A 23715-nucleotide genomic window follows, 5' to 3' on the forward strand; every position below is an offset into this window, starting at 1 on the left:
ATTCAACAAGGAGAAACTTGCATGAAACTCTCGACTTCCTCTCTTACGGCCGCGGCCTTTTCCCTGCTGGGGTCTGCCGCACTGGCCGCAGATGATGTGACCCTTCAGCTGAAATGGGTGACCCAATCCCAATTTGCGGGCTACTATGTGGCGCTGGAAAACGGGTTTTACTCGGACGAAGACCTGAATGTGACCATCAAGCCGGGTGGTCCGGACATTGCGCCAACACAGGTGCTGGCTGGTGGCGGCGCTGACGTGACCGTGGAGTGGATGCCTGCGGCGCTAGCGGCCCGCGAAAAAGGCCTGCCGATGGTGAACATTGCGCAGCCGTTCAAATCTTCGGGCATGATGCTGACCTGCCGCAAAGATGCGGGCGTGGCAACCACCGATGACTTTGCCGGTAAGACGCTGGGCGTTTGGTTCTTTGGCAACGAATTCCCCTTCCTGAGCTGGATGTCGCAGCTGGAGCTGAGCACCGATGGCGGCGACGCCGGTGTTGAGGTGCTCAAGCAGGGCTTTAACGTGGATCCGATCCTGAACGGTCAGGCGGCCTGCGTGTCCACCATGACCTACAACGAATACTGGCAGGTGATTGACGCGGGTCTGACCCCGGATGATCTGACCACATTCAAATACGAAGATCAGGGTGTGGCGACGCTGGAAGACGGTCTCTATGCGCTGGAAGAAAACCTTGCCGATCCGGCCTTTGAGGACAAGATGGTGCGCTTTGTGCGCGCGTCCATGAAGGGCTGGAAGTGGGCCGAAGAGAACCCTGAAGACGCGGCCATGATCGTGCTGGAGTATGATGAAACCGGTGCGCAGACCGAAGAGCATCAGGTGCGGATGATGGGCGAGATTGCCAAGCTGACCGCTGGTTCCAACGGCGCGCTTGATCCGGCGGACTATGAGCGCACGGTGGCAAGCCTGATGTCTGGTGGCTCTGATCCGGTGATCACTGCGACCCCAGAAGGCGCATGGACCCACGCCATCACCGACAAAGCGCTGAAGTGATTGATTTCAGGGCGTTGTGAATGAGGAAGGCCGGGGAAACCCGGCCTTTTTTGCGTTTAGCGGCTGGGGCGTAGAGCCGTAAGCAGGTATTTCGGCAGACGCAGCAGCAGACGACGGGCGAGCTCGGGGTATTCCACCTGACCGGCCAGCAGCTGCATATACATCATCCGCATGGTGCCGGAGCGGCGGAAGCTGGCCATCAGTGTCTTCTGCCAGCGCGGGCCAAAGATCACATGGCGCAGGGCACGGGCGATGCGCAGGTTGCGGTGCATGTCCTTGAGCGCTTTTTGATAGCGAGCCAGCGCAGTCTCCGGTGCCTGTGCCGCAAGAGCGTCGCAAGCGGCCTGTGCGGCGAGTTGGCCGCTTTTCATGGCGAAAGCGATGCCCTCACCGGTGATCGGATCCACCAGCCCGGCTGCGTCTCCGGCCAGCAGCACAGAGGCGCGCCCGGGGTGGGGGCGGAAATCGCCAAAAGGCAGGTGGTGGCCTTTGACCTTCACCGCGTCAGTCGGCAGGCCCAAGGTGGTGAGATATGTGGCCATCCGCGCCTTCATATCCGGGTTCTCAGCCCTTAGGCCGCCGATGCCCACGGTGGTGGAGCCCTGTTTGGGGAAGGACCAGCCATAGCCCCATTGGGCGGCAGCAAAATCAATGCGCAGGGGCTGGGATTGCGGGTCTTGCAACGCCAGCGGAGCCTCGATTTCAAGTCCAAAGCCGATGGTTTTTGTGTCAAAAGCCGCGCCAAAGAGGTGTTTGGCGACAATCGAGCTGACCCCATCCGCGCCGATCAGCACGCGGCAGGTGAGGGTCTCGCCATCGCGGAAGGTCACGGAGCTGTCGGTGAGCGTCGCCACGGGGCAGCTGGTGAAATCCACTGCGCCTGCGGCCAGCGCGTGGCCAAACATCTGGGCATCAATGTCCAGCCGCATGGTCAGATGCAGGGGCGGGATGTCTTCGAGCTTGGCCAGCTCTGCGCCCTGATACCAGAGGGCGCAGTCATGGCGGGTGACGGCTTGGGACAGGTCAGGATCTTGGCAAAAAATCTCGCGGAAATAGCTGCGGCTGCGCTCTGTGAAGAGGCCGCCACAGAGTTTGCTGCGTGGAAAACGCGACTTGTCCACCAAGGCCACCCGCTGGCCTTGTCTGGCCGCCCAAGCGGCCGCCGCACTGCCTGCCGGACCGGCACCAATGATGATGATGTCAAACTCTGTCATGCTTTATCCCTCGGTTTGCTTCTATCAGCTTTTCCCTCCGAGGCCAGACGGATACGGTGGCGCAGCAAGTGAAAGGACCAGCCATGACCGAAGAGAAACAGCCCGCGGGCGAAGCGACATTGCGGGTGCTGGCGATGCCGGCGGATGTGAATGTGAACGGGGACATCTTTGGCGGCTGGGTGTTAAGCCAGATGGACATCGCGAGCGGGATCATCGCGGCGCAGCGGGCCAAGGGGCGCGTGACCACGGTGGCGGTGGATGCGATGAAATTTATCCGCCCGGTCGGGGTGGGGGATATCCTCTGTGTCTGGGCCTGGGTCGAGCGGGTTGGCCGCAGCTCCATGGCGATCAAGATCGAAGCCTGGGCGGTGCGTCACCGGCAGGGGATTTCGGAAAAGGTGACTGAGGCGGTCTTTACCTATGTGGCGATTGACGAGGATGGCAATCCACGGCCGGTGCCCGAGGAAGAGACGCCTTGGCCGGGTGCTTGAGCGGCGCTTCCATCTGAGACATGGGCGTTTGCCGCGTGAAGGCGGGGTGGCAACGGGCGGCGCGCGGTGGATTGGCCGCGCGTTAAAGGCTTGGCGCTGACATGGGCGCAAAGGAGAGCGCCATGTCAGAAGAGATCCGCCCGCCACATCGACCCAGCCGCCGCGCCGCCCAAAGCGCGGTGATCAAAGGCACCAAGGCGCAGCGACAGGCGCGGGCGGCATTGGGGCGGAACCTCTTGATGCTGACCACGGAAAGCTGGGTCACCTCGGCGCTACGGGAGGCGGTGCGGGGGCGTGGCATCATCTGGAGCAGGATCTGGAGGTGCAGGAGCGCAAGGAGAAGGTGACGCTGTACCTCGATAAATCCGTGGCGCGGTTTTATCGGGCGATGGGCAAAGGCTATCAGGCGCGCATCAACCGGCTGCTGGCGACCTGGGCGCAGATGAAGATCGCCGAAGAGCTGCATATTGATGCGGCGATGGACGATCAGGGCGACAGTGCAGAGGCGGCGCAAAGCCAGTTGTTGGGGCCGCAGTCAGCTGGGCCGGAAACGAACGCGCCGTGAGTGGTGGCGAGATCAGGCTTTGTGCAGCGTGATCTCTTCGCGTTCGTCTTCGGAGCGGCGCAGGGCGCAGGCGAGATAGGTCAGGGCAAACACCGCCAGCGGGAAGCCCAGGGAGAAGCCGAAATAGGTGGCGATACCGGTCCAGACACCCGCTCCCAGCACAAACACCTGGACCAGGCCAATAATGAAACCTGCGATACTTCCGGGGATGAATAGTGCGAGTGCCATGGGGTGTCCTATCACGGTGTGCCTCGTCATTGTGTCGGTTAAATAGGGCGGAAGTAGGGCCTGGCAAGGGCTTTGATTTTCCCGGTCGGCGCAAAATTGCCCAAGTTTTCCGAGCGTCAGATTTTCCTTATTTTACGCAATGGGTTGGCGGATGAGCGGATTGTTGCAGCCCAGGTGTCGATCAGAGTGGCGGCGGCTGCGGTGAGGGTGGCGGCGGTAAAAAGGCCGGTGGCGATCCAGCCAAAATGCCAGAGCTGCCCGGCAAGCTGATCTTCGGCATAAGAGGCCGCAAACTGGTGCTGACCGTATTTGGCCGCCCCAAAGGCAAGCGCCGTGGCGAGCAGGAAAGCGACCGTCAGCGGGAGCGTGTTGAGCCGCAAGCCCGCCAATGTGGCCAGCAACAGACCAAGGGGCGCGCCAATCAGTAGGGTCTGCTGGCTCCACCACGGATGGGCGCCGAGCGGGCGGGCCACATCGACGAGGATGAGCACGGCCATGAGGAGGGTGGCGGCGAGTGCAGGGATAAGGTGGCGCATGGTGTGTCTCCGATGTTGGCTAGGAGATGGGGATGCGCGGGGGAGCGGGGAAGGGTTGTTACAGAGGGATGGCGGGGGTGTGATGGGGTGTGTTTTGGTTGCACGCGCGCGGTGCGCAGCGAGTGCGCACCTTACGGGGTAGGGTTTGGTTATCCAAGATTGGGCAGACTTAAGGGATGTCTTGTTATGTGCGGCCCAGGGTTCCGGGCGCGACGATTTTCTTTACCGTGAATATCGCCCAACGTGGTGGCGACCTGCTGGTGAGCCATGTTGAGGCCTTGCGCGATGCGGTGCGGCGCACGCGGGCGGAGCGGCTGTTTTACATTGATGCCTGGGTGGTCTTGCCCGACCACATGCATGCGGTCTGGACCTTGCCGCCGAGTGACAGCGAATATGCTACGCGGTGGCGGTTGATCAAAGCGCGGTTTTCACGACATGTGCCGAAAGGCAAGCTGCGGCCAAGCCATATTGCGTGCCGGGAGCGCGGGGTGTGGCAGCGACGGTTCTGGGAACACCATGTGCGCGGTGAAAAGAGCTATGCCGCTGCGGTTCGGTATTGCCATATGAATCCGGTGAAACATGGGTTTGTGGCGCGGGCGGAGGATTGGTCGTTTTCCTCCGTGCCTCGGGAGATTGCCGCAGGGCGGTGGGGGTAGGGTGCGCGGTTCCCGCGCACCTTTGTTGTTTGTGGCGTTGGGGGGCGCAGAGGGCGTTGGGGCGGTGGTGCGCAGTGAATGCGCACCCTACGGGGATTGCCTGTGGGGGCGAACGAAAACACCCGCGCGGGGGCGCGGGTGTATTTTGTCTATGTCACTCAGCGTTTTTGTGCCGTCTCACCGGGGCGCGTACGGGTTATTGGCTGCGCCAAAACCCTACCACGCGCTGTAAGTGTTTGACTGCGCCAAACACTTACCTTGTGAACTTCTTATGCTTCAGGCGCTTGGGTTCCAGGGCATCTGGGCCGAGGCGGCGCTTTTTGTCTTCTTCGTAGTCTTCAAAGTTGCCTTCGAACCACTCCACATGGGCGTCGCCTTCGAACGCCAAGATGTGGGTACAGATCCGGTCGAGGAAGAAGCGGTCGTGGGAGATGACCACGGCGCAGCCGGCGAAATCCACAAGCGCGTCTTCAAGCGCGCGGAGGGTTTCCACGTCCAGATCGTTGGTAGGTTCGTCGAGCAGCAGCACGTTGCCGCCTTCTTTCAGCAGACGCGCCATGTGCACACGGTTGCGCTCACCACCGGAGAGCAGGTTCAGTGGCTTCTGCTGATCGCCGCCTTTGAAGTTGAACGAGGAGCAATAGGCGCGGGAGTTCACTTGCGCGTCGCCCAGCTCGATGATCTCGGCCCCGCCGGAGATCGCTTCCCAGACGGTGTCTTTGTCGTTCAGATCATCGCGGGACTGGTCCACATAGCTGAGCTTGACGGTGTCGCCATATTCCACGGTGCCCTCATCGGGCTGTTCCTGACCGGTGAGCATCTTGAACAGCGTGGATTTACCGGCGCCGTTGGGGCCGATCACGCCAACAATGCCGCCCGGCGGCAGGGAGAATTCGAGGTTTTCAATCAGCTGCTTGTCGCCAAAGTGCTTGGACAGCCCGTTGACCTCGATGACCTTGGAGCCAAGGCGCGGGCCGTTTGGAATGACGATCTGTGCACGGGTGATTTTCTCGCGCTCAGACTGGCTGGCCAGATCGTTGTAGGCGGCGATACGTGCTTTGGATTTCGCCTGACGGGCTTTTTGGCCCTGACGCATCCACTCAAGCTCGCGCTCAAGCGTTTTCTGCTTGGATTTGTCTTCGCGGGCTTCCTGCTCCAGACGTTTGGCTTTCTGCTCCAGCCATGCGGAGTAGTTGCCCTCGTAAGGGATGCCGCGGCCACGATCGAGTTCGAGGATCCAGCCGGTGATGTCATCCAGGAAGTAACGGTCGTGGGTGACGCAGAGGATGGTGCCTTTGTAGTCGATCAGGTGCTGTTGCAGCCAGGCGATGGTTTCCGCATCCAGGTGGTTGGTCGGTTCGTCCAAGAGCAGCATGTCGGGCGCTTCCAGCAGCAGTTTGCAGAGCGCGACACGGCGTTTCTCACCACCGGAGAGATCGGCAACATTGGCGTCATCAGGCGGGCAGCGCAGGGCCTCCATGGAGATGTCGACCTGGCTGTCCAGATCCCAGAGGTTTTCGCTGTCGATGGCGTCCTGAAGGACGGTCATCTCTTCCATCAACTCGTCGGTGTAGTTCTCCGCCATTTCGATGGCGATGGCGTTGAACCGATCAACTTTGTCTTTCTTTTCCTTCACACCCAGCATGACGTTTTCACGCACGGAGAGGCTTTCATCCAGCTGCGGCTCCTGTGGCAGGTAGCCCACTTTGGCACCCTCGGCGGACCACGCCTCACCGGTGAAGTCTTTGTCGAGACCCGCCATGATCTTCATCAGCGTAGATTTACCGGCGCCGTTGACGCCGACCACACCAATTTTCACGCCCGGAAGGAAGGACAGGTGGATGTTTTCAAAACATTTTTTACCACCGGGGTAGGTCTTGGACACACCCTGCATGTGGTAGACATATTGATAAGATGCCATGGGAGCCGACTCCGTTCGCCAAAATCACGTTAGAGCGTGTGATAGCGGAGGGCGCGGGCGGGGGCAATGGAGGTTGGTTAGGTGGTGTTGCATTCGACTATCGGTCGAACTGGAACTGCGTCAGCTGTTGAACTTCAAAGACATCAAGTCTTTCCTCTAGGAGGTGTTTGACGTAGTTGGCATCATATCCTTTCGCAAATAGGGCATTTCCAATTCCCATCACAATGGCAAAGCGCGCGTCTGATGTATCCTCATAACATGCCCACCAAGCCGCCCAATTTGTTTGATGTTCATAGCTGTCAGTTGTGTCAGGGTCCTGTAGTTTCAAAGCTACCGAAATATCGTTCATATCGGCGTCCAAGCGTCTTATTTTTTGTATGACGTTCGGCGAAAAAGCTTCGAGTAACAGTAAGCCTGAAACTAAGGCGGCCTCGAAATGATCTCGGTTTCGTGGGAGAGGTGTAATTGCTAATCTGCGCAACAAGTGATGAAGGCTTCGAATTGAGAACTCTTGTTGAAACTGCATGTTGAGCAGATATTGCTGAAGCGATTGCAGGTAAGGGCTTTTCCCAAGCCCCATCTGAATTGCTGTTTTCTCGAAATACCTAGAGATTGGATTTAGTGAAGGATCTGAAGGGGACTTTTGATTGAGTTTTATGGTTAGGCTAACAAAACGTTGGAGGTATCTTTCTGCCTCGTAGTCCTGGCCATACCGTGACTTCACAGAGAATGCCAAAGCATCCATGTTGCACCCAAGTACGAAATGTACGCCATCTACATCAAAAAAATGCTTTGCGATTTCCAATACCGAGAGTGCGTAGTCGGGGCGACAGCGGTCTAATTCGTCGATGACGATGACCAGCTTTTGAGTTGGCGATCCTTGCTCATCAGGGGCAGTAAGCTGGACAAGCGCGCTCCGGAAAGCTTCCATTGCGGCGCGTTTGCCGTCTTCTTTTTTCCAAAAGTCATCCAGCGATTTGGCGATGTCGCCGCCTTCCTCTGAAAGCTTGTCGCCAATGTCATTGAGAGCGCCATCTTCGTCTCCGGTCAAAGAGATTGCTTTGCCCACAAGTGCAGCGGTGCCGAGCCGGAGCGCGGCTTTGCCTAGGAAAGGCGCGGCGTTCTTTGCGATGCGCCATGCTTTTGCGGATTTGCTTTCGGGGTTTCGCTCAATCCGCTCCGAAATTGCACTGGTCAATGCAATCAGCGGGTCGTCGAGATAGTCGTGTTGAAACGCATCGAAGTAGACTGTCTGTGTTTTATCACCATGATGCTTAAGATGCTCCCCGACCCAGCACTTCAGGAACACCGATTTGCCGGAACCCCACGCACCGTCCAGCGCGATGACCAGCGGGTCGTCTATGCGCTCGACAAGATCGGAGAGTTTGTCGCCCGTGGTTTTGCGATCAAGCTTATCGTGTTCTTCAAAGCCATCTTCGTAAAGCTTGATCTTTGGTTCGGGAATGTAGAGGCGCGCCATGGGGAAATCCTTGGGGTAATCGCCTTATACGTGCGTTTGGATTTCCCGATTGTCCAGCGTTATCCGCTTCTACTCAAACTCCACCAGCCGTTTGCTCTGGCCACCGCTCACATAAAAATATTCGGTCAGCGTGCGGCCGTCGGGCAGGCGTTCGTGCTCGACCGAGAGGCGCTCTGTGCCGTCAAAACGGGCGGCAGGGCCTGCGGGGCAGGTGGTGCGGAAGTTTTTCAGGGTAAAGCCGCCCTTGCGGTGGGTCTTGGTGGCCAGCGCAAAGGGGCCGATCTTGCCGCCACAGTTTTTTTGAACAAAGGCGATCACCTGTTTCACGCTGTAGCCCTCATGCAGCATCACACCGCGCACGTCCGGTGACTGCGTGGTGATCGTGTAGCCCACAAATTTCTTGTCCTGCGCCAGCGCCGGGGTGGCGGCGGCCAGAAGGGTGAGCGCGGCTAGGGCGGCTTTGGGTATCATGCTGTGCCTCAGTTTTTTCGCCGACGTTAGTGGCTGTGCGCGGCCAGTGCAATACGGGGTGCTTCACAGCGGCGATAGGGGCGCGCGGGTGCGCCGGGCGGGCTTGACAGCCGGGGCGGGAAAAGGTCAGGAGGCGGGGTGCCTTACGGATTGCCATATGTCGCGCGCGGCCAGCGCATTGGCCTGCTGGGGGGATCGTTTGATCCGCCGCATGCGGGGCATGTGCATATCACGCTGGAGGCGATGAAACGCTTTGGGCTGGATCAGGTCTGGTGGCTGGTGAGCCCGGGAAACCCCTTGAAAGCGCACGGCCCGGCGGGGCTTGGGCGGCGTTTGCTGGCGGCGCGGGCGCTGATGCAGCATCCGCGGGTGTTTGTGAGCGATTTTGAGACGCAGGCGGGCACGCGCTACACTGCCGAAACCATTGCCAGATTGCAGCAGGCCGTGCCGCAGGCGCAGTTTGTCTGGCTGATGGGCGCGGATAATCTGGCGCAGTTTCATCGCTGGAAAGACTGGCAGGAGATCATGGCGCGGGTGCCGGTGGGCGTGCTGGCGCGCCCGGGAGACCGGATTGAAGCGCGCACTGCCAAGGCGGCGCAGGTGTTTCGCAAGGCGCGCCTGAAGCCGCGTGAAAACCGGCTGTTGAGTCGTTCAGCGGCGCCGGCCTGGGGCTTTGCCAATGTGCCGATGCGCGCAATCAGCTCCACTGAACTGCGCAAAAATGGTGCCTGGCCAGACGCTTAGGCGTTAGTTCAAAACCCATCTTTCTGCCCGAGCGCCTGTAAGCAACTGTTAACGCAACTTTCCTACGGTGAGCGCAACAGGACAGGGCTGTCTTGTGCTCAAAACCGTCTGATCCCCTTGGTGCGCAAAGGCGCCGTGGCGCGCAGATGAGTGCGGTCACTCACCCGCCAAAAGGCACAGATGCCCCCCTGAGACTATGGCAATGACCTCTCTTGCAGAGGCAAACTGGGGGCCGCTTAGCGGATCGAGGCAATGGCCTATTTGGTAAACTTTCTGACGCGTCTGCTCGACCGTTTCTTGGGATTTTCGATCATGGGGCGGCTGCTGCTGCCCATCGTCGGCTGTATCGTGGTTTTCTTCACCAGCTCCACCGTGTGGTGGATGAATTTGCAAACCAGCACCTTGCAGCGCGCGTTTGAGAACGAAGTGGTGATGGCGCAGACCTTTGTTGCGCCGCCTGTGGCTGCGGCGGTTTGGGATTTCAACACCGATGGCGCGGAAGGCGCAATCGCGGGCATCGTTGAGATCGAAGATGCGATGTTTGCCAAAGTCTTTGTCGATGGTGAGATCTTTGCGGAGGTCGCCTTGGACGGGGCGGACACTTCCGGCTGGGACGACGGCGTTGCCGAGGTTCTGGCGCTGGAAGCGGAAAGCGCCCGCCTGTCTGTTGGGGACGTTGAATACATCAAATTCCCGGTGCACCACAGCGATGGCACGCTGGTGGGCGAAATGGTGATGGGCTTTGACCACAGCCGGGTCGTGGCCGTTGTGAACCAGCTTTACATGCAGTCGCTGGTTGTGGGGCTTGCCATGGTGCTGGTGATGGCCTTTATCGTTTACATTATCGCGGCCAGTGTGACCCTGCCGCTGGGTGGCATCATCGAGCGCATCGACAGCCTGCGGGAAGGCGACACCGAGGGCGAGGTGCCGAGCGATCGGCGCAAGGATGAGCTGGGCCGTCTGGCGCGCGCGGTGGTGGAATTTGTGCAGACCATCAAGGCAAACAAGACCCTGGAAGAGCAATCCCGCAACACCGCACGGGAGCAGACCGAGGTGGTTGGCGAGTTGGCGGATGGTCTGAACCATCTGGCGCAGGGCCTGCTGAGCCACCGGATCACGGCGGAAGTTGGCGAAGATTATGAAATGCTGCGCGCGGATTTCAACAAAACCGCGGAAGCGCTGGATGATGTGATTGGCCGGGTTCTGGCAACGATCTCCCAGATCGAGGAAGAGACCGGCTCGATGGCGGAGGGCACGCACAACCTCTCCAAACGCACGGAGAGCCAGGCGGCGACGCTTGAGGAAACCGCGGCGGCGATCAGCCAGATCACCGAAAGCGTGCAGAACGCAACCAACCAGACCAAATCGGTTGAGGCGACGGTGGATGCCACCAAAGCCGAAGCGCTGCGCGGCGGGGACATTGTGAAACGTGCGGTTGGCGCGATGCAGGACATCGAGGATTCCGCAGGCAAGATCTCTGAAATCAACCGCGTGATCGAAGACATCTCCTTCCAGACCAACCTGCTGGCGTTGAACGCCGGCGTGGAGGCGGCGCGTGCTGGGGACAGCGGCCGTGGCTTTGCGGTTGTGGCCTCCGAGGTGCGCTCGCTGGCGCTGCGTTCGGCCACAAGTGCGAATGAAATCAAGGAGCTGATCGACAACTCCACCGACAAGGTGCAGGTTGGCGTGGATCTCGTGGATGCGGCCGGTAAGGCGATTGAAGAGATCATCAAGAAGATCGAGGACGTGAGCAAACTGGCGGTGCAGATTGCCGAAGGCTCGCGCGATCAGTCCACCGCGATCACTGAGATCAACTCCGGTGTGATGGATCTGGATCGGGTGACCCAGCAGAACGCAAGCCTTGTAGAGCGCTCCAGCGCGCAGGGCCGGGCGCTGCAGGCGGCGGCCGGGGAATTGGCCGAGCTGGTTGCGAGCTTCCGCCCGTCCTCTATTGAGGCGCAGCAGGAAGCCTCTGACACGGACGACTGGGACGAAGATGAGAGCGATCTGAGCTTCCGCCAGTCCGCCTGATCGTTCGAAAAACCAAAGACCGGAACGCGCCCATGTGTTCCGGTCTTTTTTTGCTCATTGCAGACAATTTCAAACAAATTAACCTCTCAGGACGACTCCTATGGTAACCTGGATTCGCGAGAGTCTTTTGGCCCCAAGGGGATGGGAGCGACGTCATGAGTAAGTCAGTTCAACACTTCTTTGCATTGGTTCTGCTGTCTGTGGTCGTGCTGAGTGCGACCAGTTGGTTGGGGGTTTGAACCCACCCACGTACTTTGCGGAAAAAACGCCCTTTTAAAAGGGTTTATCGCATGGCGTTGAGGTTGCCGCGACCTGTTTGAGCGCTGGGCATCTGGGCCAGAGGGATAAACCGGATGTCGGTTACAAAGGCGGACGCCGTGGTTTGCGCCTTTGCCTCACCGGCCCAATCTTTAAGGCTTTTGTCGACTGCCCAGAGATTTGCAAAAAGGTAGCCTGCCACCTGCGGCAGCGGGGCCTCCTCTGCGGTGACCTCCAGCAACAGATGATCCCCCGCGAACCACCGCAACCGGTCCGGATGCCACTCAAAGGCATAGCGCGCTGCGCGCTCTGCCGCATCAAAGCCCAGTGGCACTTTGCGGTCATGGAGTTGGCCATCCACAAACCACGCGAGATTGATGGTTGTGGTGTCCTGTCCCAGAAATTCGATGTCGATTTCGTCGTGGCGCGCGCCGTAGTAGGGGCCGGTGTAGGTGAAGAAACCGGTCACGACACCGTCGCCCTTGGCTGGCCGGATGGTGGCCTCATAGCGCCCGTAGTGGCTGAGGGATGTGTGGCGGATGGAGCCGCCGGAAAAGCGGTTTTCACAGGCTTCTTGCGGCGTCAGCGTCAGGTGAAGCCCCTTGTCAAAGGCGACATTCGCGCGGGACCAATCGGTGTCAAACATCGGATGCGAAAAGGCATAGTACGCCACTTGCCAGTTGGGCGGCGCGGCGGCCTCAAAGCGGACCTGAAACCCGTTGGCTGGGTCGCCCGGTGGCTCGGCTGCGTGTAGCGAGGTGGGGGCCAGCCACATCAGCAAGGCGCCGAGCGCAACAGAAGAAGAGATGGCCCAGCGGGCCCGCAGAGAAGGCGCGATGGTCGATGAGGCAGCATATGCGCCGCTGAGATGCGGTGCGCCTTTGAACCACTCATACAGTTGCCCCCAGATCCGCACCCCGTCTCCACCCCGCATTAAGGTTAATAGTCGTTAACCTTAATGTATCCGAGGGGGCACCGGTGCTCGGCAAGGGAAATTTACATTTATGGTTTATTTGAGGGGGCGGGTTGAGGACGCGGTCGTGCAGCGTGTGCGATCGCGGCCGAAGGTTCAAGCCCGTGGCTGTGGTTGCCGTGTCAGCTTTTTGGTCGTCAAATAGGGGGTGAGCTACCTCGCGCTGCCTATGACGACAGCGAGCAAGGGCAGGGGGACGTCACGGTCTATCCGTTTGACCCACCTGCATGCGCTTTAGGGGCATGTTTTGGCACGGATTTCCACACGCCGGTTCAGAGGGGAACTCCCCGGCAGGCTGTCCAGCGGTTGGCTTTCCCCCATTGAAATGACCTCTTTGATCCGGCTGCCATCCGACATGGAGGCCCTGAGGGAGGCGGCCACCACCTCTGCGCGTTTGAGCGCCAGGGCCTGATTGGCGTTTGCGGCGCCGCTGGTGTCAGAATGGCCGATCAGGCGCAGACAGGCGGTTTGCATCGGGGCCGCATTGAGAACAGCGGCCAAGGTGGCCAATTGCAAGCGGGCGTCACCATCCAGCACGGTGCCACCTTTTTCAAAGAAAATATGGCTCTCCAGAATGTCCGCTGACAGCTCTGTTGTTACACCGCGCTGCGGCTGCGCATCGGGCGCATCGGCGCATTGATCCGCACGCACACCATATTCCCGCATGATTTGTGCACAAATCTCTGACTCACTCATCGCCAGAACCGGTGAGCAAAACCCAATCGCCGCCAACAGGCAGACATAACCAAACAACCGCATAACGAGCACTCCTTGGATAAATTGTCCCGCCAAGTCGTTGAATTTTTGTAAATCCCCGAAAGGGGTGCCGCGCGCGGTGAAATTACATATGTTTATGTTTTGTTCACGCCTCTTGCGCAGTATGGACCCTGTTGTTTGTTTGTATGGGTGCGCTGCATGGTTGCAGAAGGTCAATTGGCCAACCGGCACACGTGGATTGACGCGATGCGTCTCTTTGCCGGGCTTTCAATGGTTGGATTACATGTCACCGCGGATGCCCACGGGCAGCCGTTTCCGGATGCGACGCCGTCAGAACGGGTTGCCCCGATGTTGATCCGTGCGGTGCTCTATACGGCGCGCACAGAGCTCTTTTTGATGATCTCGATCTTCCTGCTGTTGATGGCACTTGAACGCCGTCCGCGCGGCTATGGTGCGACCATAAAGGAACAGGCGCGCAGGTTGCTGGTGCCGTTCGTTTTCTGGACCGTGATCTTTGCGTTTTACGGGCTGATCAAAGCTGACGCGCTGGGGTATTTTTCGCCCGAATGGGCGGAGCTCGTGGCCTGGCAAAGCTGGGTTGGTTTTCTGCTGCTCGGCAATGTGAAGTATCACATGCATTTCATCCCAACGCTGTTTGCGCTTTTGCTGTTTTACCCAGCTTACCGCGCGGCCGAGAAAGCACCGATTTTTGGCCTGTTCGCAGTGGTACTTTTGTTGATGAAACAGGTGCTAGACCCGGTGATCTTCAAGATGTTCTGGGGCGCGGATATCCTGCCCTACATCGTGCGCTTGGCCAAAGTGGCGACCTATACCGGCTATGGGCTTGCGGCGGCTGCGATTTTGGGACTCTGGCGGCGGTCCGAAGCGCCTGAGCGCGAGGGGTGGCTTGGGCCGGTGCTGCTTTTTGCTGTGGGGCTTTTTGCGTTCAAACTGGTGGCGATTTCCGATGTGATCGTCACGGGGCAATGGGATTTTGCCTATGCGCCGGGCTTTTGGGCCGACTATCTGATGCCGATTGCGCTGCTGTTCATCTGTATGTGCCTGGGGCACAGGGCTTGGCCAAGCTGGATTTCCAAGGTCGCGAAATACACCTTTGGCATCTACCTGTGTCACCCGATCTTTCTCGACCTCGCAGAAGTTGTGTTGAAAGACAGCCACCTGCCACCCATCGCGTTGATCGGGGTGGAGTTCCTGTGGACCTTGCCGATGACTCTTGGGTTTGTCTGGCTGCTTGGACGCTCCCGATGGCTGGGATGGACCATTGGTCTGGGTCGATTTCCCCAAATCTCGCGTGCTGCGCGCTCACAACCGATTTGATCAAGGAGGCAAACATGCTCACAACAAGCGAAGACCTTGGCATGATTTCCGTGATGAAAGTGGCCACAAGCCGTTTGACCTCAGCCGATTTTGCCGCCCTGCAAAAGGCACAGACGGCGGCGGAAGAGCGCGGGCGGTTTGCCCATTTGGTGGATCTGAGCGGCGTGCGCCGCGCCGCTGTCTCCGGCCTCGCAGCGCTTTTGGAGTTTCAGAGCGCGGCCAAATCCAACGGCAGCATTGCCTTTTTTGGCGCGCAACCTGCGGTGAAAGCCGCGGTCACCGAGCTTGGCACAGCGCCACTTCTGAGCCTGTTTGACACGCGCAAGGAGGCCTTGGCCCATCCCGCGTTTCGCGCTTGCCAATTGGCCGGTGTCAAATCGGTGCTGCTTGTTGCGGGCGCTGGCAGCCGGATGGCGCCGATTTCACATGACACGCCAAAACCGTTGGTGGATCTGCTTGGACAGCCGGTGATTGAACATGTGATGCGGCATTTGGAGCGCTTTGGCCTGCGGGATTTCATTCTCAACCCGTGCCATCTGGGGCCGCAATTCCACACCCGTTTCAAAACCACTGCCCACCGCAGCATCCAGTTCTTTAACGAGGGGCAGTTTGTCAATCAGCGCTGGCAGCCTGCGCCGCTGGGTTCTGCCAGCACGCTTTTGGCGTTGCAGGCGCAATGCGCTGCTTTTGAAGAGGATTTCTTTGTCTTTTGCGGGGACGCGCTCATCAATATTGATCTTGCAGAGATGATGGCGCAGCACCGCGCGAGCAGGGCGGAGGTCACGGTGGCGGCCACGTCTGTGCCACATGGGGAGGTGCAGAAATACGGGATCATTGAAGCGGATGTGCGCGGGCGCATCACGCGTTTTGTGGAAAAGCCAGCGCCGGAGCAAACGCAATCACGGCTGGCAAGCACTGGCATCTATGTCATGAAACCCAGCGCGCTGCGCCATCTCATCTCCTCTGGCGTTTCTCCGAAGGGGCTTGATATCGCGCAGCACCTTTTGCCGGAAATCTTGAAATCAGGCGCAGCGCTGCAGGTGTATGAGGCCCCATTTGACTGGGTTGATATCGGCTGCCCCAAGGACTATTTCGCCGCCGTCTCCAAAGCCTTGCGCGGCTTGATCGCGGGCCTGTCTCCTGAGGCCCAAGAGGTGCGGCGCCATGTCTGGCTGGCGCCGGGGGCGGAGCTGTCTGCGCGCGCGGTGGTGGTGGGGCCCTGCTACATCGGCCCCGGTGCAAAGGTTTCGGCATGCGCGAAACTTGACGGGCCCACGGTGGTCGGCGCAGGGGCCAGGGTCGCGCCCCGCGCGCTGGTACAGCGCTCGATCCTGATGCCGAACACTGCCGTCGCCCCAGGGACCTGGCTCAGCGATATGATTGTCTCGGCAGGTTGGGCCATCGATCACCGCTTTGCAGATGGCGGCACAACAACCGCCGCGTCGATGGAAGGGGTTACCCACGCCGAAGTCGCGCAAGCCCCTGCGGACTTGCCGCGCGTCGGGAGCTTGTGATGACATTGTGGTCCGACTCGATCCTGCGCGCCGCGGTGCTCAGCTGTCTCTTGTGGGGCGCATTTGCGCAGCCGGTCAGCGCGCAGTCAGGCGTAGGTGCCCCAAATCCCGCGCTTACGCAGGATCGGTTCTGGCTGTTGTGGGAGCGGGTCAAATTCGCCGGACGCCATTGTCCGGACGGTGCGCAATGCGTTGAACTCAAAAGCTATTCCAGCCGCCCCCTGACCACCAACAACACCGGCTTCATTTACCGGTTGTTCGGATTGCAAGGTGGCCTGCACAAAGCTGCCGAGCTGCCAAAAGATCACGCAGAAGCCCCCAATATCTGTCGCAAAAATCAGATTGAGGCGGCGCTTGGATTTGATCCCATGGCCTTGCCCAAATCTGAGAAGGGCGAGGTTTTGCGCGGCGTTGACGCGCTGCATCTTGATTTGACCGGGCTGAAAGCCCCCCCCGGGTTTTCGTCAGATTTCGGGCCGTCACTGCACAAGACGTTTGTGCGCAAGCTGCAGGCCGCGGGGATAGAGGTGGTCGACAAAGACGCGCTTCCTTCGCTGGATGGGCAGCCCACACTGAACCTCTATTTCTCGTTTTCTGATCCGGAGGACCTGTGTGATTACCAGTACTCGGTGTTTGCCTCTCTTTCTCAGGATGTTCTGCTGACCCGCGATCCGCGCATCAAGGTGGCGGCTGGCGTCTGGTCCTTTTCCACAGGCTCCTCCGCGCGTGATCACAGCGGCAATGAACGGGATGCCATTTTGCGCGTGGCAGAGGCCATTGTGCGCGACCATCAGAAGGTCAATGGCCGCTGAGCCCCAAGAGACGATGCGCAAAGCGGCATCCAGTCGCTTGAGCCAAACCAAATGATCCAAGTGAAGGTGTAAGGCCCTGATGACGCGCCCGTATTTTACTGCTTATGAGAGGCGCAAACCGCCAGCGTTTGCCCCGATGTCCGCCCGCCAGCGCGCGATCTGGCATTTTTTGGCAGGCTGCGCTGTCGCCGCCGGAGCCTATTATCTGCAGTGGCGCTGGAGCGCGTCTTTGAACGCGGATGCGCTGGGGTTTTCAGTGCTGGTGGTCGGGGCCGAAACACTGTTTTTTCTGGGAACTCTGCTGTTTTACTTCGATTTTTGGGACGAAGGGGACACGCCCGCTAAGCCTTATGATAGCGCAGCGTTTGAGGCGGCATCAGGTGCTCCCGCGCCGCAAAGCGTCGATATCTTTATCACGACCTATGATGAGGATGTGGCCGTTGTGGCTCCATCGATATCGGATGCAAAGGCGGTTATCGCGCCCGAGGATATGCGGGTGCAGATCTGGTTGCTGGACGATGGGGATCGGGCCGAAATGGCGCAATTGGCCAAGCACCACGGCATCGGGTATTTTGCGCGAAGCGAAAACCTTGGGTTCAAAGCGGGCAACCTGCGCAATGGGCTGCTGCGGACGTCGGGCGACTTTGTGGTCATCTGCGATGCGGATACGCGGCTGTTGCCGGGCTTTCTTCAAAACACGCTGGGCTATTTTTCTGATCCGCAGGTCGCCTGGGTGCAGACGCCCCATTGGTTTTACGATGTGCCGCCGGGGGAGAGCTGGTCTGACTGGATTGTCAGGCGCATAGGAAGCCCCCCTGCACATCGCTTGGTCAGGCTGGCCGCAGCTGTGCTGACTTGGGTCACCGGGCGTGGCCGGATTGGGGCAGACCCTTTCCTCGCAGATCCCTCCGTGTTTTTTGACGTCATTCAACGCCTACGCAACCGGAACAACGCCGCATTTTGTTGCGGGGCGGCCTCAATCCACCGGCGCGAAGCGGTGTTTGCCGGGGCGATAAAGCGCAAATCGGCTGCGGTGGGGCGGTTGCAAACACGTTTGAGGCAGCCCGTGGCGACCTGCCTGCGCGCGCTGCCTTTACAGCCATACCGGTTTCACGTGTCAGAGGATCTTTATACCTCGATCCTGCTGCATGAGGATGCGACGGCAGGGTGGAAAAGTGTTTACCACCCGCAGGTTGAGGCGCGGATGTTGTCGCCCATGAGCCTGACCGCCTGGGCCGCGCAGCGCCTGAAATATGCGGGCGGCACATTTGATATTGCGGCGCATGACAACCCGATTTTCCGACGGGGCCTGAGCTGGCGTCAGAAGCTGCACTACGGTGCGACCTTCTGGTCCTACCTCAATGTCCTCTGGGCGCCGATACTCCTGCTTGCGCCGATGGTTTCCCTGACCACCGGTGTGACGCCGGTGAAAGCTTATTCGCTCGAATTTTTTATGCATTTCCTGCCCGCGGTGGTGCTGGGGGAGCTCGCGATGCTGGCGGCCTGCAAAGGGTACCCTGTCGGGCCCGGGCGGGTGCTTGGCGTTGCCGCGCTGCCTGTGCATTGGCATGCGCTAATCTGCGTGCTGCGCGGGCAAAAGCCGCGATTTGCACCCACGCCCAAATTGCCGCTGGTTGGCGGCGGGCTGCGGCATGTTTTGCCCCATCTCGTGCTGCTTGCCCTGATGAGCGGGGCCGCGGCTGTTAGCATTGTGTGCACCGCGCTCGGCCACACGGGCTTCAGCGCGCCGTTGTTGTGGGTCAACCTGTTTTGGCTTGGGGTCAATATGACGCTGATTGCACGGCTGGTGCCGATGGCCTGGTGGACCCCGCCAACGGCGCGCCACACCGAAGAAACGCAGACAGAACCGGAGACCGCCCATGGCGCATGTCAGCTTGCAACCTGAGAAGACCCGCAATTCCAACCGCATGAGCTGGGCCTTTGTGGTCGGGCTCTTGGCCACGGCGGGGCTTGCGGTTGGGACCGATGGCTGGGGGCAGGTGATGCGGCAGAACACGCTCGCCACGCTGTCCGAGGAGCTGCGCCATGTGCCGCAGCCAGCCCGCGGGTTGACCGCACAGGATTGGCAGGATGCTGAAACCGCTTGGCGGTATTTCCAAGCCAATTTCCGCGCAGAAACCGGATTTGTCGATGCGGTTGACGGCCACCCCAATGCGACGATGTGGGATCAGGGGTCCCATTTGCTGGCGTTGATGGCGGCAGAGGGGCTTGGGCTGCTGTCACGGCAGGATTTCCTGACGCGGAGCGAGGCCTTGATGGCGGGGCTTGAGCGATTGCCGCTGTTTGAGGGCCGTTTGCCCAACAAGGCGTATGACACGCGCAGCCTGGTGATGGTGGATTACGCCAATACCCCGGTGGCAGAGGGCGTCGGCTGGTCGGCGCTGGATGTGGCGCGCATGTTGATGGCCCTGCGGGTGTTTGAAATCGGCGAGCCGGCCTACGGGCCGCGTATTCGGGCGCTGCTGGCGCAGTGGGATTTGAGCGCGATGACGGTTGATGGGCGGCTTTGGGGCGCCACCCGCGAAGATGGGGTGACGCAATACACGCAGGAGGGGCGCATCGGTTATGAGCAATATGGCGCGCGCGCCGCGGCGCTTTGGGGGTTGGATGTGCTTGAAGCCAGCACAGCCCGCCCGATCCTGGCCTGGGAAACGGTCAGTGGGGTGGAGGTTGCGGCGGACAGGCGGCGCGCAAGCAGCTTTGGCGCGATCACGCCGGTTCTGAGTGAACCCTATCTCTTGCAAGCCTTTGAGGTCGGGCTGAACAGTGAATCGCGGCTGCTGGCGAGCCGGGTCTATGCGGCTCAGGAAGCGCGCTATGTGCAGACCGGGGCGGCGACGATGGTGTCAGAAGATCACATCGATCAGGAACCGCATTTTCTCTATGGCGCGGTTTATGGCAACGGGCGTGATTGGGCCGTGGTTGCAGAAGACGGCAGCCTGCATGACGATCTGCGCACCGTGAGCCTAAAGGCGACCATCGGGTGGGATGCGCTTTATGGCACGGCTTACACGGAGAACCTGAGGGAAGAGTTGTCGGATTTGGCCGGGCCAACGGGCTGGATGGCCGGTCGATATGAAGCTGATGGGCGCACTAATTCTGCCTTGACGCTCAACACCAATGCGGTGGTTCTGGAAGCGCTTCACTATAAGCTCAAGGGGCCTCTGCTGCGCTGATGGCCGCGGGCAGTGACAATGATCGGCGTCTAAGCTGACAAAAGGCCCCGACTTGAGGGGGAGCATACCCACATAGCGGGGGTGCGCAGCTTTGCGCGGCGCCAGATATAGCTGGTGTGAAGGCGGTTGGCGTGCAGGCCTGATCTTTTAAGCTGTGCTGCGGTGATCAGCGGTTTCCTGGGGCTTTTGCTCCTGCTCGTCAGAAACTTTGAAGGACTGCTTTCGCCGATCCCGACAGAATGTCTGTGAATGAGCGCTCCGGCACTGTCACCTCGATCGCGGCGTGGGTGCCAGCGGGCAGATCTTCCAATGTGCTTTGAAGCAAGTGGTCGGCTTTCTGCGGGCGCAGTTCCAGCTCTACCTGTACCAGCGTCGCGGCCTGTTGCGCGGGCGTGATCTGCTTGATCTGACCTGATATTTGCGCCTGGAGTGCCCCCATGTCCAGCAGGCGGACGGGCAGGTGGTCGCCCGCTTTCAACTGAGCGGCCTGTTCTTCCGGGGGCGTGATTACCGTATGAAACACCTTGTTTTGCGGCTGGTGAATTTGCGCGAGCGTCAACGCGGTGTCTGAGGCCGTTTCCGGTGACAGCTGTCGCAGACGCAGGAGCTGGCCGGTGCCGGGAGAAATCAGCCAAGGCGCGTCGATCAGGGCGGACAGAGCGGTCAGCTCTGCTTCGATTGTCAGCGCGTCCTGCTCTAGACGCTGCACCTCATTTAAAACAGTTTTTCTTTGGGTTTCCTGCAGGAAGGCCAGATCAAATTCCAATTCGCGAATGGAAGCCTCAAGCGCTTCTTTCTCGATTGCGGCGCGCAGTTTGAGCACGCCCTGTGCCGACGGTTTGGCCAGGGCGGCCCGGGCTAGCAGCTCCTGTACCGCCAAGGCACTTTTGCGGCGCAGGCTATCGCGGCGCTGTTGCAGCTTGTCCCGGGCCAGACGGTTGAGGCGATGGGTGTTGTGACACCGCGCCAAAATGCTTTCCTTGCGCAGGTCCAGGGGTAGATCCGTTTCTGCTGAACGCGCATCCGTGGAATTGGCGGGTGCTTCGGAGACAGGCGTGCCGGTATTTTCTTGCATAAGACACCAGCGGTGCTGTCGGTTCAGGGCCAGCTGGTTTGAGAGCTCTATACTATGCTGGGCCATCGCGCCCCGATCATATCGGGCAAGTTTCTGCCCTTTGGAGACGTCATCGCCATCTTGGGCCAGTACGGATTGCAGGACGGCGCCCGCGGGCAGCACCACGGGGAGCGTGCGCGCCTGGCTGACAAAGGTGCCGGTGTAGCGCTGTGTTGGCGTGATGGTGATGTGCTGGGAGAGTGACCAGGCACTGACCCCGAGCAGGGCGCAAGAGGCCGTGGCCCAGCCCAGCCAGACCAGCGGCATCCGGTGAAAACGGCGCGACGGTTTGAGATCAACGCTGACGGGGCGCATCATGGCTCACCTTGCGAGAGGACAGCAGTCGTGGATCATAGGTTTTGATCGCCACAAGCAGGATGCCGCCGCCATCAGAGGCGCTGCTTTCCACATCAAGCGAGTCGCGCATGATCTTGGCCAGCGGGGACAGGCGCTCCCCGTCCACCGAGGTGTCTGCGGCGGTTTTGGCTTTCTGGATCGCACCAGAAGAAAGCGCGAGGCGGCTGTCGATCATCCGGATCTGGCATTTGCCGACAAAATGCTTGAATTCAAAGGATAAGCTGTCTGCCTCTGTTTGTGTCTCAATCCCCGATTGGCAGGCCAGACTGAGCATTTCATTGGCCACCATACAGACAGCGCGGCGGTTGGCCTCGTCCCTCTCGCGGCGGAAATGGCTGCAGATCCAGCCATCCAGCGCCTCTTCGCTTTCAAGGCTGCGCGGGGTGACAAAGCGGTGCCAACCGGAGGCCTGCCTTTCGCGAATGTCTGAGGTGGCGGCAAATTCGATGATCCGCCCGTTTTGCATCATCAAGAGTTGGTCACATTGTTCCAGCAATTGCCGGTTTTCGGTGATCATCAGCGTGATATGGCCAAGGCGCGCGTCAGATTTCAGGCGCTGGCCCAAGGCCACCAACAGGCTTTCGCTGGCGCCATCTTCGGGGCGGTCGAGCAGATAGAGGCTGGGCCGCAGCGCCAGCGCGCGCGCAAGTGCCAGCGCTTTTTGTTCGGTGCAAGACAGCTGCGTGACGTCGCTGGCGTTTTGGATGCGATCCACAGTATCGGCGGTGAAGACGAGATTTTGCAGCGCTTTTCGCGCGCGCTGCAACTGCAAATCGCCAATGAAACAGCTGAGATTGTTCGCGCCGCCGCCGGGGACCGAAAGCGGCATTGGCCCCACCAATGCAGAGGATAGGGCGCGGGCCTCTGCCTGACGCGCCCAAAGCTCTGTGCCCTGTAGAGCGACATGGCCTTCCACCAAAAGCCCATCAAGATCATGGGGGGCATGCAGTGCGCGCAGCAGCAGGGATTTTCCGGAAAAACTGTCCCCAGACAGGCCAATGATGGTACCCGGCTCTGCCCGAAAGGAGACATCGGACAAAAGAGGCGTGCCATCCGGCGTGCGCACAGAGAGATGGCTGACGATCAAAGCTGTGTCGTCTCCCTCGGCGTCTGCGGAATAGGGAGCAGGCAATTGGCGCACCTCGGCCGCGCGGTGCTGCAGTTCCGGATCGGCGCGGGATATCTGGCGAAAGAAAGTGGCGAAAGCGTCGGCTGACCAGCAGGTTACGAGGGCGATGGTGGCGACCGCGGCGACGTTGAGCACATCTTGGGCCACAAGCCAGGAGGCCATGGCAAAGCCAGCGATCAGGCCGCACAACGCGAGCGCGCTTTGTGTGGCGTCCAGAAAGGCGCTATCTCCCCGCGCGGCATTTGCGAGATCAACCGCGCGCTGATCACGCCCAGACAGAAAGGCGACGGCCTCCTGCGGAAGAAATTCCCACATCGGCTCAGAGCGCATTCTTTGCGCAACGACCCCGCAGAACAGCCAGCTGAGCGCGGCGGTGAGCACAAAAGGCACTGCCAAATAGGGGGAGAACACAGCAAAGATCGCGCAGGCAAACAGCCCGACAACCGCCCGCCCGGTCACCGCATGGCGCAGCCGCATATAGCGGTATCCGGCCAAGGCGCGGCTGTGACCCACTTCAAAGATGATCATCCCCAAAAGCGGCACGACAGCCCCCACGGCCAGCAGGGCCGCCAGAAGTGTCTGCCCGTTCAGTGCAACCTGCTCATAAAAAAACACCACAAAGATCGCGACCGAGAGCAAACACAGGCCGCTGCCCAGAGAAAACAGGATGGAGATCGCCGTGGCCCACATCGGGGTGGCGCGATCCCGAAAAGGCACCGGCTGCGCATCGGTGGGGCCAGAAGACCGTCTGGACGCTTCCAAAGCGTTTTGGGTGGGAGACATATCGGACATAACCAAGGAAACCTTCACTACAAGCCTTTGTTTTAGCGCGCAGAAGTTAACAAAAGCATTGCATGGTAAGGTGTTTTCAATTTTATGTTCTTGTTTTGTTCAAATTGGTAATTGGCGGCGTTGGTTGCCAATTGTTAATAGCTTTGTCGTTTCATGGTTGCATTCC

Annotated in this window: 22 protein-coding genes; 11 read left to right on the plus strand and 11 right to left on the minus strand. The window is 59.8% G+C overall.

Annotation, left to right across the window (positions count from 1 at the left end):
• Positions 1-21 precede the first annotated feature (21 nt).
• Positions 22-1011, plus strand: coding sequence for an ABC transporter substrate-binding protein (locus J7412_RS06445; RefSeq protein ID WP_209061106.1), 990 nt, complete (start codon positions 22-24; stop codon positions 1009-1011).
• Positions 1012-1067: 56 nt separating this feature from the next.
• Here J7412_RS06445 and J7412_RS06450 read toward each other — a convergent pair whose 3' ends face one another.
• Positions 1068-2225, minus strand: a complete 1158-nt coding sequence (locus tag J7412_RS06450) for a geranylgeranyl reductase family protein (RefSeq protein ID WP_209077915.1) — start codon at positions 2223-2225, stop codon at positions 1068-1070.
• Positions 2226-2308: 83 nt separating this feature from the next.
• Between J7412_RS06450 and J7412_RS06455 the strand changes: the two genes are divergently transcribed.
• On the plus strand, positions 2309-2716 hold the full coding sequence (locus J7412_RS06455) for an acyl-CoA thioesterase (protein WP_209077916.1): 408 nt from the start codon (positions 2309-2311) through the stop codon (positions 2714-2716).
• A gap of 82 nt (positions 2717-2798) precedes the next feature.
• Here J7412_RS06455 and J7412_RS06460 read toward each other — a convergent pair whose 3' ends face one another.
• Positions 2799-3020 carry a hypothetical protein gene (locus tag J7412_RS06460; RefSeq protein WP_209077917.1) on the minus strand — a complete coding sequence of 74 codons (222 nt, stop codon included), beginning with the start codon at positions 3018-3020 and terminating at the stop codon, positions 2799-2801.
• 18 nt (positions 3021-3038) lie between these two features.
• On the opposite strand from J7412_RS06460, the gene J7412_RS21805 reads away from it, so the two are divergent.
• Positions 3039-3281 carry a BrnA antitoxin family protein gene (locus J7412_RS21805; RefSeq protein WP_348540471.1) on the plus strand — a complete coding sequence of 81 codons (243 nt, stop codon included), beginning with the start codon at positions 3039-3041 and terminating at the stop codon, positions 3279-3281.
• Positions 3282-3293: 12 nt separating this feature from the next.
• Here J7412_RS21805 and J7412_RS06470 read toward each other — a convergent pair whose 3' ends face one another.
• Together J7412_RS06470 and J7412_RS06475 are read right to left on the minus strand one after the other, a co-directional pair.
• Positions 3294-3509 (minus strand): hypothetical protein, encoded by a 216-nt coding sequence (locus J7412_RS06470; RefSeq protein WP_209077918.1) that lies wholly within the window; start codon positions 3507-3509, stop codon positions 3294-3296.
• Positions 3510-3625: 116 nt separating this feature from the next.
• Positions 3626-4045 carry a hypothetical protein gene (locus J7412_RS06475; RefSeq protein ID WP_209077919.1) on the minus strand — a complete coding sequence of 140 codons (420 nt, stop codon included), beginning with the start codon at positions 4043-4045 and terminating at the stop codon, positions 3626-3628.
• 188 nt (positions 4046-4233) lie between these two features.
• Between J7412_RS06475 and J7412_RS06480 the strand changes: the two genes are divergently transcribed.
• Complete coding sequence (locus J7412_RS06480; protein ID WP_348540472.1) at positions 4234-4701, plus strand: transposase; 468 nt, start codon at positions 4234-4236, stop codon at positions 4699-4701.
• 253 nt (positions 4702-4954) lie between these two features.
• On the opposite strand, the gene ettA is transcribed toward J7412_RS06480, so the two are convergent.
• From ettA to J7412_RS06495, 3 genes are all read right to left on the minus strand, one after another.
• The gene (gene ettA / locus J7412_RS06485; RefSeq protein ID WP_209077921.1) at positions 4955-6622 is read right to left on the minus strand and encodes an energy-dependent translational throttle protein EttA; all 1668 of its coding nucleotides are present in this window, start codon (positions 6620-6622) and stop codon (positions 4955-4957) included.
• Positions 6623-6719: 97 nt separating this feature from the next.
• Complete coding sequence (locus tag J7412_RS06490) at positions 6720-8102, minus strand: P-loop NTPase fold protein (RefSeq protein WP_209077922.1); 1383 nt, start codon at positions 8100-8102, stop codon at positions 6720-6722.
• A 69-nt stretch (positions 8103-8171) separates the two neighbouring features.
• Positions 8172-8573: a hypothetical protein gene (locus tag J7412_RS06495; RefSeq protein WP_209077923.1), complete on the minus strand. Its 402-nt coding sequence runs from the start codon at positions 8571-8573 to the stop codon at positions 8172-8174.
• 138 nt (positions 8574-8711) lie between these two features.
• Between J7412_RS06495 and J7412_RS06500 the strand changes: the two genes are divergently transcribed.
• Positions 8712-9317, plus strand: a complete 606-nt coding sequence (locus tag J7412_RS06500; protein WP_209077924.1) for a nicotinate-nucleotide adenylyltransferase — start codon at positions 8712-8714, stop codon at positions 9315-9317.
• 252 nt (positions 9318-9569) lie between these two features.
• Positions 9570-11348 carry a methyl-accepting chemotaxis protein gene (locus tag J7412_RS06505; RefSeq protein ID WP_209077925.1) on the plus strand — a complete coding sequence of 593 codons (1779 nt, stop codon included), beginning with the start codon at positions 9570-9572 and terminating at the stop codon, positions 11346-11348.
• Positions 11349-11631: 283 nt separating this feature from the next.
• On the opposite strand, the gene J7412_RS06510 is transcribed toward J7412_RS06505, so the two are convergent.
• The gene (locus tag J7412_RS06510) at positions 11632-12522 is read right to left on the minus strand and encodes a family 16 glycosylhydrolase (protein WP_209077926.1); all 891 of its coding nucleotides are present in this window, start codon (positions 12520-12522) and stop codon (positions 11632-11634) included.
• 291 nt (positions 12523-12813) lie between these two features.
• Positions 12814-13338, minus strand: coding sequence for an OmpA family protein (locus tag J7412_RS06515; RefSeq protein WP_209077927.1), 525 nt, complete (start codon positions 13336-13338; stop codon positions 12814-12816).
• 156 nt (positions 13339-13494) lie between these two features.
• Between J7412_RS06515 and J7412_RS06520 the strand changes: the two genes are divergently transcribed.
• The 5 genes from J7412_RS06520 to J7412_RS06540 all read left to right on the plus strand — a co-directional run bounded on the left by J7412_RS06520 (position 13495) and on the right by J7412_RS06540 (position 20157).
• Positions 13495-14634 carry an acyltransferase gene (locus tag J7412_RS06520; protein ID WP_209077928.1) on the plus strand — a complete coding sequence of 380 codons (1140 nt, stop codon included), beginning with the start codon at positions 13495-13497 and terminating at the stop codon, positions 14632-14634.
• A gap of 14 nt (positions 14635-14648) precedes the next feature.
• Entirely contained in the window at positions 14649-16148 is a 1500-nt protein-coding gene (locus J7412_RS06525; protein WP_209077929.1) for a sugar phosphate nucleotidyltransferase, read from the plus strand.
• Positions 16148-16960, plus strand: a complete 813-nt coding sequence (locus tag J7412_RS06530; protein WP_209077930.1) for a hypothetical protein — start codon at positions 16148-16150, stop codon at positions 16958-16960. The genes J7412_RS06525 and J7412_RS06530 overlap by 1 nt, the downstream gene beginning before the upstream one ends.
• A gap of 79 nt (positions 16961-17039) precedes the next feature.
• Positions 17040-18866 carry a cellulose synthase catalytic subunit gene (locus J7412_RS06535; RefSeq protein WP_209077931.1) on the plus strand — a complete coding sequence of 609 codons (1827 nt, stop codon included), beginning with the start codon at positions 17040-17042 and terminating at the stop codon, positions 18864-18866.
• The gene (locus J7412_RS06540) at positions 18841-20157 is read left to right on the plus strand and encodes a DUF3131 domain-containing protein (RefSeq protein WP_209077932.1); all 1317 of its coding nucleotides are present in this window, start codon (positions 18841-18843) and stop codon (positions 20155-20157) included. Before J7412_RS06535 ends, J7412_RS06540 begins: the two co-directional genes overlap by 26 nt.
• Positions 20158-20356: 199 nt before the next feature.
• Here J7412_RS06540 and J7412_RS06545 read toward each other — a convergent pair whose 3' ends face one another.
• Positions 20357-21586 (minus strand): hypothetical protein, encoded by a 1230-nt coding sequence (locus tag J7412_RS06545; protein WP_209077933.1) that lies wholly within the window; start codon positions 21584-21586, stop codon positions 20357-20359.
• On the minus strand, positions 21567-23549 hold the full coding sequence (locus J7412_RS06550; protein ID WP_209077934.1) for an ATP-binding cassette domain-containing protein: 1983 nt from the start codon (positions 23547-23549) through the stop codon (positions 21567-21569). The genes J7412_RS06545 and J7412_RS06550 overlap by 20 nt, the downstream gene beginning before the upstream one ends.
• Between the last annotated feature and the right edge of the window lie 166 nt (positions 23550-23715).

It is taken from the genome of Shimia sp. R9_3, assembly GCF_017743755.1.
Taxonomy (GTDB): domain Bacteria; phylum Pseudomonadota; class Alphaproteobacteria; order Rhodobacterales; family Rhodobacteraceae; genus Shimia.

Excerpts from the sequence above, each read along its gene's own strand:
- J7412_RS06550 (WP_209077934.1), bottom strand. The coding sequence starts at position 23,549 with ATGTCCGATATGTCTCCCACCCAAAACGCTTTGGAAGCGTCCAGACGG.
- J7412_RS06515 (WP_209077927.1), bottom strand. The coding sequence starts at position 13,338 with ATGCGGTTGTTTGGTTATGTCTGCCTGTTGGCGGCGATTGGGTTTTGC.
- J7412_RS06460 (WP_209077917.1), bottom strand. The coding sequence starts at position 3,020 with ATGATGCCACGCCCCCGCACCGCCTCCCGTAGCGCCGAGGTGACCCAG.
- J7412_RS06445 (WP_209061106.1), top strand. The coding sequence starts at position 22 with ATGAAACTCTCGACTTCCTCTCTTACGGCCGCGGCCTTTTCCCTGCTG.
- J7412_RS06505 (WP_209077925.1), top strand. The coding sequence starts at position 9,570 with ATGGCCTATTTGGTAAACTTTCTGACGCGTCTGCTCGACCGTTTCTTG.
- J7412_RS06530 (WP_209077930.1), top strand. The coding sequence starts at position 16,148 with ATGACATTGTGGTCCGACTCGATCCTGCGCGCCGCGGTGCTCAGCTGT.
- J7412_RS06455 (WP_209077916.1), top strand. The coding sequence starts at position 2,309 with ATGACCGAAGAGAAACAGCCCGCGGGCGAAGCGACATTGCGGGTGCTG.
- J7412_RS06490 (WP_209077922.1), bottom strand. The coding sequence starts at position 8,102 with ATGGCGCGCCTCTACATTCCCGAACCAAAGATCAAGCTTTACGAAGAT.
- J7412_RS06475 (WP_209077919.1), bottom strand. The coding sequence starts at position 4,045 with ATGCGCCACCTTATCCCTGCACTCGCCGCCACCCTCCTCATGGCCGTG.
- J7412_RS06450 (WP_209077915.1), bottom strand. The coding sequence starts at position 2,225 with ATGACAGAGTTTGACATCATCATCATTGGTGCCGGTCCGGCAGGCAGT.
- J7412_RS06535 (WP_209077931.1), top strand. The coding sequence starts at position 17,040 with ATGACGCGCCCGTATTTTACTGCTTATGAGAGGCGCAAACCGCCAGCG.
- J7412_RS06545 (WP_209077933.1), bottom strand. The coding sequence starts at position 21,586 with ATGCGCCCCGTCAGCGTTGATCTCAAACCGTCGCGCCGTTTTCACCGG.
- J7412_RS06495 (WP_209077923.1), bottom strand. The coding sequence starts at position 8,573 with ATGATACCCAAAGCCGCCCTAGCCGCGCTCACCCTTCTGGCCGCCGCC.
- J7412_RS06540 (WP_209077932.1), top strand. The coding sequence starts at position 18,841 with ATGGCGCATGTCAGCTTGCAACCTGAGAAGACCCGCAATTCCAACCGC.
- J7412_RS06520 (WP_209077928.1), top strand. The coding sequence starts at position 13,495 with ATGGTTGCAGAAGGTCAATTGGCCAACCGGCACACGTGGATTGACGCG.
- J7412_RS06470 (WP_209077918.1), bottom strand. The coding sequence starts at position 3,509 with ATGGCACTCGCACTATTCATCCCCGGAAGTATCGCAGGTTTCATTATT.
- J7412_RS06525 (WP_209077929.1), top strand. The coding sequence starts at position 14,649 with ATGCTCACAACAAGCGAAGACCTTGGCATGATTTCCGTGATGAAAGTG.
- ettA (WP_209077921.1), bottom strand. The coding sequence starts at position 6,622 with ATGGCATCTTATCAATATGTCTACCACATGCAGGGTGTGTCCAAGACC.